Source organism: Enterococcus sp. 3H8_DIV0648, from assembly GCF_002140655.1.
Taxonomy (GTDB): Bacteria; Bacillota; Bacilli; order Lactobacillales; family Enterococcaceae; genus Enterococcus_A; species Enterococcus_A hulanensis.
This window is the reverse complement of the sequence record NZ_NGLG01000001.1, coordinates 2310197-2321307: the sequence shown is the minus strand read 5'-3', so window position 1 is coordinate 2321307 and position 11111 is coordinate 2310197. Positions and strand designations below refer to the sequence as shown.

General features: G+C 41.6%; 9 protein-coding genes. 8 read left to right on the top strand and 1 reads right to left on the bottom strand.

Features of this window, described 5'->3' with window-relative positions:
* Window positions 1-351: 351 nt before the first annotated feature.
* The 8 genes from A5875_RS10630 to A5875_RS10595 all read left to right on the top strand — a co-directional run bounded on the left by A5875_RS10630 (window position 352) and on the right by A5875_RS10595 (window position 9864).
* Window positions 352-1323 carry an Rpn family recombination-promoting nuclease/putative transposase gene (locus tag A5875_RS10630; RefSeq protein WP_088933579.1) on the top strand — a complete coding sequence of 324 codons (972 nt, stop codon included), beginning with the start codon at window positions 352-354 and terminating at the stop codon, window positions 1321-1323.
* Window positions 1324-1362: 39 nt separating this feature from the next.
* Window positions 1363-1545 carry a hypothetical protein gene (locus A5875_RS10625; protein ID WP_088933578.1) on the top strand — a complete coding sequence of 61 codons (183 nt, stop codon included), beginning with the start codon at window positions 1363-1365 and terminating at the stop codon, window positions 1543-1545.
* 219 nt (window positions 1546-1764) lie between these two features.
* Complete coding sequence (locus tag A5875_RS10620; protein ID WP_088933577.1) at window positions 1765-4185, top strand: HAD-IC family P-type ATPase; 2421 nt, start codon at window positions 1765-1767, stop codon at window positions 4183-4185.
* A gap of 221 nt (window positions 4186-4406) precedes the next feature.
* Window positions 4407-5900, top strand: a complete 1494-nt coding sequence (locus A5875_RS10615) for a phosphomannomutase/phosphoglucomutase (protein WP_088933576.1) — start codon at window positions 4407-4409, stop codon at window positions 5898-5900.
* Window positions 5901-6537: 637 nt separating this feature from the next.
* Window positions 6538-6891, top strand: coding sequence for an iron-sulfur cluster biosynthesis family protein (locus tag A5875_RS10610; RefSeq protein ID WP_088933575.1), 354 nt, complete (start codon window positions 6538-6540; stop codon window positions 6889-6891).
* 96 nt (window positions 6892-6987) lie between these two features.
* Entirely contained in the window at window positions 6988-7659 is a 672-nt protein-coding gene (gene sapR, locus A5875_RS10605) for a two-component system response regulator SapR (RefSeq protein WP_088933574.1), read from the top strand.
* 9 nt (window positions 7660-7668) lie between these two features.
* Window positions 7669-8691 (top strand): two-component system sensor histidine kinase SapS, encoded by a 1023-nt coding sequence (sapS, locus tag A5875_RS10600; RefSeq protein ID WP_088933573.1) that lies wholly within the window; start codon window positions 7669-7671, stop codon window positions 8689-8691.
* Window positions 8692-9000: 309 nt separating this feature from the next.
* Complete coding sequence (locus tag A5875_RS10595) at window positions 9001-9864, top strand: GRP family sugar transporter (RefSeq protein ID WP_088933572.1); 864 nt, start codon at window positions 9001-9003, stop codon at window positions 9862-9864.
* A gap of 42 nt (window positions 9865-9906) precedes the next feature.
* Here the strand turns inward: A5875_RS10595 and A5875_RS10590 are convergent, their stop codons facing one another.
* Window positions 9907-11097 (bottom strand): toxic anion resistance protein, encoded by a 1191-nt coding sequence (locus A5875_RS10590; protein ID WP_088933571.1) that lies wholly within the window; start codon window positions 11095-11097, stop codon window positions 9907-9909.
* Window positions 11098-11111 lie beyond the last annotated feature (14 nt).

The window sequence follows — 11111 nt, the reverse complement described above, 5'->3', positions numbered from 1 at the left end:
ATAATAAAAAAGGCACTTTATCACGAGACTGGTAATCAAGTGATAAAGCCTTGATAATAAGGTATACATTCACTAAACAAGGTGCCAATAGTTAGTTGTACGTATTTTACAGGAATTCAGATTTTTTGAATGCGATATTGTTAGCATAAGGCTCAGTCATCAATTAAGATGATTGAGCCGTTTTTGTGTCGTGTATTTTACATAAAAGAGAAATTGATATCTTCCAATAATTTCCCGATTTCCGCGTACCTTAACAGTGAAGAACTTTGATAGTACGCCATTTCCCATGCTATAATGAGGGCAAGAAAAGCCTTTTCAGCAGAGTGCGACTATCTGGAAAGGTGCGAAAAGATGAAGAAGTATTTACCCACAAATGATTTATTGTTTAAAAAGATGTTGACCTCCGAAGATTCCCTGCATATCCTCAAAGCCTTTGTGAATGATCTTTTAGAAACGGATTTCAAAGAGCTGCAACCCAAGCAAACCTATCATATTGACAGCTATATTAGTAATTACGAAAAAGAACAACAAAAACCGAAAATCCAATATACCGAAGTCGATATTTTGGCTACAACAGAAGACGGCACCCAGACAACGATCGAGTGCCAGATACAACCCCACGATCATTTCAACTCGCGAGCGCTGTTTTATCTAATCGAAGCTTTTCGCTCCTCATTAGGCAAAAAGAAAAGCAAAAACATTATCAAGGATAATCTGTTTTCAAGTTTGCATCCGGCGTATGGCATCAATATCATTGATTTTCACTTAGCCGATGCGCAAGGAGATGCCCTGCGACGCTTTCGACTACTTGATGAAAAGACCCAGCAGCCATTTTTGGGAGACCAAGAAGAAGAGTTGTTGATCCTATGCTTTTTAAGTCTGAAAAGTAAAAATATTCAGCTAAACTCCGCTGTGCATCACTGGCAAACATTCCTGAAAACCGGCGAAGTCGCAACGGGTGCCCCTGAATATATCAAAGAAGCCAAAAACCGAATCGACTTTTACAACCTTGGAAGGGAGGAACAAAAAATGATTATGAAAATAGATAAAGCCGAGGCTATTAGTAATGCGGTCATGTCTACTAAGTTGAATCAGGGCAGAAGAGAAGGGCTGGAACAAGGTTTAAAACAAGGAATGAAAAAAGGAATGAGACAAGGGATAAAACAAGGGAAAGAAGAAGGTAGAGAAGAGGGAAGAGAACTTGAGAAAATTGATTTTGTCCGATCGATGTTAGAAGATGGTCTTCCTATAGAAATGATCTCCAAGTATTCCAAATTAAGTATTGAGAAGCTGGAAGAGTTGAAGAGAGAGCAGGAGCAGTAGGCTGTTTGATTGAAAAGAGTGTTAAGGAAGGGATAAAAAATGAACAAAGCCGAAGCTATTAACAATGCGGTTATGTCTACTAAAGTGAGAGAAGGAATGGAACTTGCGAAAATTGAGGTGTCTCGATCAATGTTGAAAGACAATCTTCCTTTAGAAATGATCTCCAAGTACACCAAATTAAGCATTGAGAAGCTGGAAGAGTTAAAGAGAGAACAGGAATAGAAAAAAGTATTTTCAAATCTTTTATCAGCAATAGAGAAGTCTTTTTAGGCTTCTCTTTTTTTGTTAGACAGGTGAAAATTTTATTCAAAAATTAAAAGAAGGTTGCTTTGCAGGGTTCCCATCCGACTTAAAATCCAAGTCGTGTTAAGATGAGTATAGAGTAAAAATCATATTTTTCGCTGTAAAAACATGGTTATAAATGAGATGAGGTGAAACCGGATGAAGAAAAAGGAAGAAGTTCAAACGGTGGAAGAAAATTTTGATGATGTTGAGATTCCAGCAGGGCTGGAGGGTCTAACAGCTTCTGAGGTTCAGCGGAAAATAGAAGATGGACAGATCAATCAAGTGGAAGAGAATCTATTAAAGTCGGACAAAGAAATTATTAAAGAAAATACGATTAATATCTTTAATATTCTGAACTTTGTATTGGCCTTATTGGTGTTGTTAGTCGGTTCGCCGAAAAATACCTTGTTTTTCGGAGTCGTCGTCATTAATACGCTGATCGGGATTATTCAAGAATTAAGAGCAAAGCATACGATCGACAAGTTATCGGTCTTGGCTAAGACGAAGGCGATCGTTTTAAGAGATGGGCGTTTGAAGCAGATTGATCAGGAGGACATCGTTTTAGGTGATATTCTCTATTTGCGAAATGGCGATCAGATTCCTGTAGATGGGAATTTATTAGCTGGCGCTGGTGTCGAGGTGGATGAATCGCTGCTGACTGGTGAAGCGGATCGGGTACAAAAAGCACAGCGCGACAAATTATTCAGCGGCAGCTTCGTGACTGCTGGCGAGTGCTTTTATCAAGGAACGGCTGTTGGCAAGGATAACTTTGCCGAGCAGCTAACGAGTGAAGCAAAGACGAAAAAGACTGGCAACTCGGAATTGACGAAAGTCTTGAGCCGCATGATCGCTGTGTTAACGATTGTGATCATTCCAGTCGGCCTGGGGCTTTTTTATAGTCAGTACCAAGCTTCGGATTCTATCAAGCAAGCGGTTCTAGGGACTGTTGCGGCGTTAGTCAGTATGATTCCGGAAGGCTTGATGCTGCTGACGAGTGTGGCTTTTGCAGTAGGTGCGGCGAATTTGGCACGGAAAAAGGTTCTGGTTCAAGCATTGCCTTCGATTGAAACATTGGCGCGGGTAGATGTGATTTGTTTAGACAAGACTGGTACGATCACCGACGGCACATTGAAGTTTGAACAGGCATTGCTGGAGGACATTTCCGATAATCGTTTACGAACGATCATGGGAGCGCTGCTGCATCAGTTAAAGGATCAGAATGCGACGGCGAAGGCATTGCGCGAAGCTTTTCCTGCTGTTGAGGATTGGCAAGTGGAAAAAGTCGTTCCCTTTTCTTCTGCCCGAAAATGGAGCGGGGTAACGTTTAAGGATCAAGGCAGCTTTGCATTTGGCGCACCGGAATTTATTTTTAAAGAAATGTCATCTGAAATGCAGAATAAGATTCAGCCTTATTTAGAAGACGGACAGCGTGTACTTGTTTTAGTGGAGTACCCAGATATTTTGGAGGAGGAGCTGATCTACGAACCACGCTTGCTGGCTACCTTGATCATCTCAGATAACTTGCGGGAAAATGCTCGGACCACGTTCGGCTATTTTGCAAAGCAAGATGTGCAGCTGAAGGTTATCTCCGGAGATCATCCGTTGACGGTATCGAAAATCGCTCAAAAAGCCGGAATTAAAAACGCTGAAACGTTTATCGATATGTCGAGCTTAGATGAGCCGATTGATTATAATGCGCTGGTGAATCACACGACAGTCTTTGGGCGCGTCACTCCTAAGCAGAAGGAATCCTTGATTCATGCCTTGAAAGCAGATCATACAGTCTGCATGACCGGTGATGGAGTCAATGATGTCTTGGCCTTGCGCGAGGCGGATATCGGAGTAGCGATGGCGAATGGCAGCAGTGCTGCAAGAGCGGCATCGGATGTCATTTTGCTGGATTCAGATTTTGCACGGATGCAAAATGTCTTGAATGAAGGGCGCCGTGTCATCAATAATATCGAACGTGTGGCTTCGATGTATTTGGTTAAAACGATCTATTCGCTGATCTTGGCTGTGATCTTCATGATTATCGCCAGTCCTTATCCTTTTGAACCGGTGCAATTAACACCGATCAATGCGTTGACGGTAGGGATTCCATCCTTCTTCTTGGCCTTGAAGCCAAGCTATGAGCGGATCAAGGGCGACTTCTTGAATAATATTTTGCGTGTTTCTTTACCTGGGGCTTTGACAGTCGTCAGCGCCGTGATGATCATTCAGTTGGCTAACGTATTGTTTGATCTGGATTATCAGGCGACTTCGACCATGTCGGTCTTTTTGACAGGCTGTGTAGGACTGTTGGTATTGTATAAAGTTTCCTTCCCGTTGGATAAGAAAAAGATTGCCCTGATTGCAACGTTGAGCACCGCTTACCTAAGCTGTTATCTATTCTTCAGAGAATTTTTTGAATTTGATAAACTGTGGAATCGAAATTTGTTCTTCGTCATTCCATTAACCTTTGGAATTTATTGGCTGTTCAAAGGGTTGACCTTTGTCATGGATCGATTGGTCGACTGGAGAATTCGCTGGAAAAAGAAACGCCAAGCGAAAAAGAATCCGCAATCGCGTGTCATTTAAAAGAGTAGAAATTACTTAAATTGATAAAATTTCCCGGAAAAGGCTTTCTTTTTCGGGATTTTTGGTATAATGAACTAAAAGTAAGACTGAAGGATATCAGTTTCGCTTTTTGCAAGGTATGTAAAACAGATGCAAGGAAATAAACTAGGGCTAACTATCTTGCTGAAATGTTAGAGGGTCTGAAAATAAAACTTATTAAATAGGAAGAAGGAGGTTCATCAATGGAGTTAACAAAATTACAAAATGGTTCAGATATTCGTGGAATCGCTATCAATGCTGAGGATAAAGTAAAGAACTTAGGGGCTGACGAAGCCCGTTTGATCGCGAATGGAATTCTTAATTGGTTGACGGATAAAGGTGTGAAGCGTCCATTTAATATCGGGATCGGACACGACAGTCGTTTGACTGGTCCTGAGTTGAAGGGTGCGATGGTAGCGGTTTTTGAGACGGCTGGTTGTGAGGTCTTGGATTTTGGTTTAGCAACGACGCCCGCTTTATTTATGGCGACTCAGTTTGAGGAGTTCGGCTGTGATGCGGGGATCATGCTGACGGCAAGTCATCTGCCGTTTTATTTCAACGGCATCAAGATTTTCAGTCAAACAGGCGGCGCAGAGAAAAGTGATATCGCCTACATTTTGACTCACACCGAAGCAAGTGAAGCGGCGGCTGGAAATGTGAAGCAGGCGGATCTATTATCTCGTTACGCAGCTGACCTTGTAGAAAAAATCCAACGCGGCAGCGGCACTGACCAACCATTGAAGGGCATGAAGATTGTCGTTGATGCGGGAAATGGTGCTGGCGGCTACTTTGCGGATAAAGTATTGGCGGTACTCGGTGCGGATACTAGCGGATCACAATTTTTAGAACCGGACGGTAACTTCCCGAACCATATCCCGAATCCTGATAATAAAGAAGCGATGGCAAGTATTAAGCAAGCCGTATTGGATAACAAGGCCGATCTTGGAGTAATTTTCGATACGGATGTCGACCGTTCGGCGATCGTTTCGAATGATGGACAAATGATCAATCGAAATAATCTGATCGCAGTGCTATCAGCGATCGTCTTGCAGGAGCATCCCGGCAGTACGATCGTGACCAATTCACCGACCTCGGATCATTTGAAAAACTTCATTGAAGAAAAAGGCGGCAAGCAATACCGTTATATTTCCGGCTATCGGAATGTCATTAATAAAGCGATCGAACTTAATGAAGAGGGGATCGATTGTCAGTTAGCGATCGAGACCAGCTCCCACGCGGCTTTCAAAGAAAATTATTTCCTAGATGATGGCGCGTATGTGATTGCGAAAGTATTGATGCTGCTGCCGAAATTGCAAAAGGAAAATCGTGAGCTGACCGATTTGATGGCCGAGCTGGAACAGCCGGTGGAAACACTGGAGATTCGCTACACAATCAGCGGCGAAGAATATAAAGAAGCCGGCAAGCAAATGATCGAAAAATTCCGTGTGGAGCTGCCGAAGCAAACAGGTTTTGCAGAGAATCCAGAAAACCAAGAAGGCGTACGTTTTTCTGTCACTGAACCTTACGGCAAAGGCTGGATGCTGCTGCGTTTAAGCCTGCACGAACCATTGCTGGTGATGCAGGTAGAAAACGATCAAGCAGATCAAATCCAAAAACAATTACCAATCTTCCGAGAAATATTGGCACAAGACACCCAGATTGATTTGACGAAACTAGATCAACAATTGAATAAGTAAGATTACTTGCAAAATAAGCCCCTTCGTCTGATGATAAGAGTCAGACGTAGGGGCTTTTGCGAGTCCAACTTTTCGCAGTGTAATTAGGTTCGAGAGAAGAAAAAATATTAAAGTATGTAAGAGTTCGTGAGGTTTAGTTGGATCGTATGCGTACGAGGATAGAATCATTTTTCGCGCTTTTCGAAAAATGATTTCCTTACACAGGAGCTAGCTGCCAGTCCAATTTCTCAAAGTGTAATTAAGTTCGAGTGAAGAAAAAATATTAAAGTGTGTAAGAGTTCGTGAGATGTAGTTGGATCGTATGCGTACGACAATAAAAATATTTTTCGCTTTTTGAAAAATGTATTCATCGCACAGGAGCTAGCTGCCAGTCCAATTTCTCAAAGTGTAATTATGTTCAAGAGAAGTAAAAATATTAAAGTATGTAAGAGTTCGTGAGGTTTAGTTGGATCGTATGCGTACGAGGATAGAATCATTTTTCGCGCTTTTCGAAAAATGATTTCCTTACACAGGAGCTAGCTGCGAGTTTTTCTTCACGTCTTAGCGTGATTAGAAAAATTATTGAGTTAGCTACACTCCAACTTCTCACGCGACTAAAAAAATAAAGACTAAAGATTCCAGAATAGGAGAGAGAATTATGCACATTTCATTTGATGACGCAGCAAAAGAAAAAATTTCTGCACATTTAGGAGCAGACAAGATTTTACTATTAACCTTTGAAGATGGCGTTGGTCCTTATTCGCAGCACGCCATGATCCATATGCAGACGCAATTTTCTATTAACATTATTTCAACAGAGATGGAAAAGACTGATTACGACGAAAAAATTCCGTCAGAGATCGGTGATTTCTGGATCAAGGGTTATTCAAAAGAAGATCTGCAAGAGGAAATGACGATCAAGTTTAATCCGCGCTTGAGTACCTTCAGCTTATCGGGCGAAGGCGGAATGATCGATGATAATTTAGGGTTTATTGATTTTACCAAAAATTAATGTTGAAAGGATCGTCTTTCATTTTTTTTCTGTTCTTTGATATGATGATAACAAAGGTTTCATGACCAGATAAGTAATAGAAAGTGGAGGAATAAAATGGCAAAAATCATGATCGTTGAAGACGAGGCAGTGATTCGTCAATTAATCGGTGAAGAGTTAACAAAATGGAGATTAGACGTTTATCAAACGACAGACTTTAATAAGGTTTTTGAGGAATTTGAAGAAATCGCGCCCCAGCTTGTTTTATTGGATATCAATCTGCCGGTTTATGATGGGTACTATTGGTGTCAAAAAATTCGCGAAGTCTCCAAGGTTCCGATTATTTTTATTTCTTCCCGAAATACGAACATGGATCAGATCATGGCGATGAACATGGGGGCTGATGATTATATCACTAAGCCTTTCCAAGTCGATATTTTAGTGGCGAAGATCAACGCACTGCTGCGCCGTTCATACAACTACGCGGAAAGCGGCGAGGAGCTGGAACACAATGGGATCACTCTGAATATCGACAACAGCAGTATGACGATCAAGGATGAAGTCGTCGATCTCAGCAAAAATGAATACCGTCTGCTGTTTATTTTAATGAAGCAGCACGGGAAAATTTTAAGTCGGGATAAATTATTGCGGGCATTATGGGATGATGAGCGCTTTGTTGATGATAATACGCTGACGGTCAATATCAATCGTTTGCGGCGCAAGATCGAGCAAGCAGGCATTGAAGACTATATTCAAACGAAGGTTGGACAAGGATATATCGTCCCATAAGGAGCGGCTATGACATTTATCAAGTATTTAAAAGATCGTCTGCTTGTCCTATTGGGATGGGCAGTCTTGAGTTTATTGTTGGTTTTTATGGTTTGGCTAACGCCCGGATTGCGTAATTTTTGGGACAATCTCAGCTATCTATTGGTTTTGCAATTATTTTTAGTCTTTCTCTTTTTTACGATCGACTATTATCGGCGGAAAAACTGGTACAAGGAATTTGATAAAGAAGAGGATTCCCATCTGCAGCATTTTGTCGAATCAGCGACGAATAATGAAGAACGGCTGGTGCAAGAATATGTGAATCAGCAGGTACGAGAGCATCACTTGATGCTGGAGCAGCTGTTAAATAGTCAAAAGGATCAAAAGGATTATATGGATTCTTGGATTCATGAGATCAAGGTGCCGCTTGCGGCCGTGGATTTGATCTTGAATTCGATTGAGTTTGATATTCCTGATGAGAAGTTTGTTTTGCTGCAAAATGAGATCCAGCAGATCGATGAATATGTGGAGCAGATTTTGTATTATTCTCGCTCTGATGAATTCGTGAATGATTATTTGATCCAAGAATATTCGTTGAAAAAAATCATTCAGCCGATCATTCGCAGCCAAGCCAATTACTTCATCCAAAAAAATCTGCAATTAACGTTAGCGGAAAATGACGCAAAGGTGCTAACTGATGCCAAATGGATCGAATTTATTTTCCGTCAGCTATTGAGTAATGCGATCAAGTACACGCCAGACAACGGACAGATCAATATTTTGATTGAAGCTAAAAGCGCGGGTGTTTCCTTGATTTTGGAAGATAACGGAGTCGGTATCCCGCCAGAGGATCTGGGGCGGATTTTTGATAAGGGCTTTACTGGGGAAAATGGACGAAAAGCCCAGCAGCATTCCACCGGACTTGGTCTCTATCTAGCTAAGCGGCTCGCTGAAAAGCTCGGCGTGGCGATCACAGCAAAATCAACGATGAATGAGGGAACGACGATGACATTATTTTTCCCACGATTAGATTATTATCATGAAGAACGGTAAATTTTCAGTTTTTGATTGCTTAATTTCCTTTTTTTCGCTAAACTATTCCAGTTGTGAATAATTATCGGGCTGTACAGACTAGCTTTTTGGACAATAAGCAAAAATCTTGGTAAATCTGAGGAGCGATTTCTCAAGATTTTGGACTTATTGCTCAAGCTAATTCCTATTTAGGAAATCATTTTTCGAAAAACGCGAAAAATGAATTTGATCCTCGTCACGCATACCATTCCACTTCACGCTTTAGCGTGATTAGTGGAACTGGCAAAGCTGAACGAGTCTGTTCTGCTTTTATAAAAAAGGAGTAAGTTTATGAGTATTTTGATTGCCCTAATACCGATGGTAGCATGGGGAAGCATTGCTCTGGTAAGCGGGAAATTAGGCGGCGACGCCAACCAGCAAACCTTAGGAATGACGATGGGTGCTTTTGTTTTTGCATTAGTGACTTATTTTATCGTTCAGCCAGCAATGAGCAGTTGGATATTATTAATTGGTTTCTTGTCAGGTTTCTTTTGGTCGATCGGTCAGAATGGACAGTTCCACGGAATGAAATTTATGGGGGTATCGGTTGGTTTGCCGATCTCAACCGGCTTTCAATTGATTTTGAATACCGTCGCCGGTGCTGTATTTTTCCATGAATGGACAAAAACAAAGGATTTCGTTCTAGGGTTTATCGCATTGGCTTTACTTGTTCTTGGTGCCTACTTAACGGCGCGTAAGGATGACGAAAGCGGCGTACAAACCGATAACGGCATGTTGAACTTCGGCAAAGGTTTTCGTGCATTGATCTTTTCGACCTTAGGTTATGGTGTTTATACGATTATCATCACTTGGGCAGGACTTAATCCGTTGGCGATTATCTTACCGCAAAGTGTCGGTATGTTAGTCGGCGCGAGTATCTTTGCCTTTCGCAAGGCGAAAATCGACCGCTATGTTTGGCGCAATATGGCCTCAGGTTTATTGTGGGGGATCGGGAATATTTGCATGCTATTGTCCGTTCAAAACATCGGCTTAGCGATTGGCTTCTCATTATCACAAATGGGGATCATCATTTCGACCTTAGGCGGGATTTTCCTGCTGGGCGAACGCAAGTCCAAAAAAGAAATGTACTATGTCATCATCGGCTGTCTGTTGATTATTGTCGGCGGTGTCGTGTTAGGATATATGAAAGCATAAAAAAAATTAGCGTGCCGCATCGGCTCGCTAATTTTTTTGATCTTATTGTCCGGAATTCAATTCCATTAATTTTTGTTTCAAGTCGTTTTCCATGTGACCGATTTCGATCTCGGCTAGTTGACGACGTTCGCGGCCTTCTTTTTGAATCCGCAGTGTTTCTTCTAATGTTTCGACTAGGTCGTTTTGAGTTTGCTGCAATGTATCCAGATCGACGATGCCGCGTTCGTTTTCCTTGGCCGTTTCGATCGTTGAAATCTTCAACATCTCTGAATTTTTCTTCAATAGATCGTTAGTTGTTTCAGATACTTGACGTTGTGCTGTAGCGGCATCCTTTTGACGTAATAAAGTCAATGCGATCGCTACTTGGTTTTTCCATAAAGGAATCGCCGTATTAATAGAAGCTTGAATCTTTTCAGCCAACGCTTGGTTGGTATTCTGGATCAAGCGAATTTGCGGTGCTTGCTGGATCGTAATTTGACGAGCTAATTTTAAATCATAGGTCCGTTTGTCTAAACGATCCAAGAATTGTGTGTAGTCATTAACGACTTGCACATCCATTTGATCGCCGGAAGCCTGTGCTTTTTCTGTCGCTTCTGGAATCGTCGTAAGCTTCATTTCTTCGATCTTCAGCTCAGCAGCAGCGATGTAGATATTCAAAGCATCAAAGTAATCTTTGTTTTTGTTGTAAAGTGTCTCTAGCATTTGATTGTCACGTAATAGACCATCTTTTTCGACGTTCAATTTTGTTGCAATCTTATCGATTTGTGCACCGATCTTTTGATATTTCGTAGTGATCTCATAGATCGATTGTTTAACTTTCCCAAACATTTTTTGGAAAATATTGCCTTCGCCGACACGTAATTCGTCAGGGTTGGCTTCATTTAAGCGATACATCAATTGGTTCAAAGAATCACCGATTGGTCCGATATCCTGTGAAGATACGGTGTTCAGCATTGATTGTGAGAATTCGCTCAATTTTGTTTGGGCCGTCGATCCGTAACTGATCACGGCTTGCGAGTCATTGACATCGATTTTTTTGGCAAGCTCGCGAGCTTGTACTTGGCGTTCTTCAGGTAGTTTATCCACTAAGCGGTCTGCTTGTTCTTGCGACTGCAGGTGGGAAATTTCTTGTTGTTGAACGGGGGTTAAAGAATCGGTGCCAAAAGGGTTGCTAAGCAGGTCGTCTAAAGTAGAATCGACCGGTTTGGTTGTTGGTTTATTTTCTGGTTCCATAGTATGTCCTCCTG

Coding starts and splice junctions, on each gene's coding strand:
- A5875_RS10630 (WP_088933579.1), top strand. CDS start 352: ATGAAGAAGTATTTACCCACAAATGATTTATTGTTTAAAAAGATGTTG.
- A5875_RS10625 (WP_088933578.1), top strand. CDS start 1,363: ATGAACAAAGCCGAAGCTATTAACAATGCGGTTATGTCTACTAAAGTG.
- A5875_RS10620 (WP_088933577.1), top strand. CDS start 1,765: ATGAAGAAAAAGGAAGAAGTTCAAACGGTGGAAGAAAATTTTGATGAT.
- A5875_RS10615 (WP_088933576.1), top strand. CDS start 4,407: ATGGAGTTAACAAAATTACAAAATGGTTCAGATATTCGTGGAATCGCT.
- A5875_RS10610 (WP_088933575.1), top strand. CDS start 6,538: ATGCACATTTCATTTGATGACGCAGCAAAAGAAAAAATTTCTGCACAT.
- sapR (WP_088933574.1), top strand. CDS start 6,988: ATGGCAAAAATCATGATCGTTGAAGACGAGGCAGTGATTCGTCAATTA.
- sapS (WP_088933573.1), top strand. CDS start 7,669: ATGACATTTATCAAGTATTTAAAAGATCGTCTGCTTGTCCTATTGGGA.
- A5875_RS10595 (WP_088933572.1), top strand. CDS start 9,001: ATGAGTATTTTGATTGCCCTAATACCGATGGTAGCATGGGGAAGCATT.
- A5875_RS10590 (WP_088933571.1), bottom strand. CDS start 11,097: ATGGAACCAGAAAATAAACCAACAACCAAACCGGTCGATTCTACTTTA.